The following is a 1161-nucleotide window of genomic DNA, read 5'->3' as shown; positions in this document are numbered from 1 at the left end:
GCACTCAGCGTTTGTTGATTGGTTATGCGACGCCTTTGGAAATGGATGGGAATGGGCGAATTCTTGTGCCGCCAACACTTAGAGAGTATGCAAATCTCGAGAAGAAGTTGATGTTGGTGGGTCAAGGAAAGAAGTTTGAGCTTTGGAGTGAAGACAGTTGGTTTAATTGGTTAGATGAAGCAGATCAGGATGATGATATTCCAGAGCAAATGCTGAATTTGTCTCTGTAATGTATATGTTGATTGAATTGGACACATTGGTATGAGTTGTGAGCAACATATGCACGAGACGGTGCTATTACAAGAAGCAGTTGACTTATTGGTGACGAATTCTTCAGGTGCCTATGTTGATGCAACCTTTGGTCGTGGTGGGCATAGCTCAAAAATACTAGAAGCTTTGGATAAAGATGGCTCGTTGATCGCTATTGACAAAGATTTGGAAGCAATATCTGCGGCACAGAGTCGATTTGTTGATGAAGAGCGATTTTCGATTGTGCACGGCTCCTTCGCAGATATTCGTGAGCATTTGAGAGTTTGTGGGCAAGAGAAAGTTTCGGGCGTGTTAGCGGATTTGGGTGTGTCATCTCCGCAGCTTGATAATGCTGAGAGAGGCTTCAGTTTTATGAATGATGGTCCGCTAGATATGCGGATGGATACCACGCGCGGAGTGAGTGCCGCACAGTGGATCAAAGAGGTCGATGAGAAAGAGATGGTTCAGGTATTTTTCGATTATGGCGAAGAAAAGTTTGCTAGGAAAATAGCTAGAGGTATCAAAGAGGCATTGCTGGGTCAGGAAATTGATACGACTGCAAAACTGTCGAAAATAGTGAAGGACGCGAACCCGTCTTGGGAAAAACATAAGCACCCGGCGACCAGGGTGTTTCAGGCTATTCGAATTAAAGTTAATGATGAATTGAGTGATTTAGAGCGATTGCTGGACGAAGCAAGTGAGAGTTTAGCAGTCGGTGGCCGTTTAGTTGTTATTAGCTTTCATTCACTCGAAGATCGTATTGTTAAGCGCTTTATGCGTGAAAAAGCAAAAGGTGATGCGCCTCCGCCGGGGGTGCCCGTTTTTGAAAAAGATATTGTTCGAGGCTTTAAGCTAGTTGGAAAGGCGATTAAACCGAGTAAAGCAGAAATAGAAAATAACGTTCGGGCGCGT

Annotated in this window: 2 protein-coding genes; both read left to right on the top strand. The window is 44.3% G+C overall.

Annotation, left to right across the window (positions count from 1 at the left end; all coding sequences use genetic code 11):
• Positions 1–230, top strand: a 230-nt coding sequence (locus tag A3757_RS01465) for a division/cell wall cluster transcriptional repressor MraZ (RefSeq protein ID WP_369819513.1), incomplete at its 5' end; no start/stop codon positions are given.
• 31 nt (positions 231–261) lie between these two features.
• Positions 262–1161: 16S rRNA (cytosine(1402)-N(4))-methyltransferase RsmH (rsmH, locus tag A3757_RS01460; protein WP_068739034.1), on the top strand; the 900-nt coding region annotated here is incomplete at its 3' end.

The organism is Oleiphilus sp. HI0117 (assembly GCF_001635235.1).
This window is presented reverse-complemented; position numbering and strand designations above follow the sequence as displayed.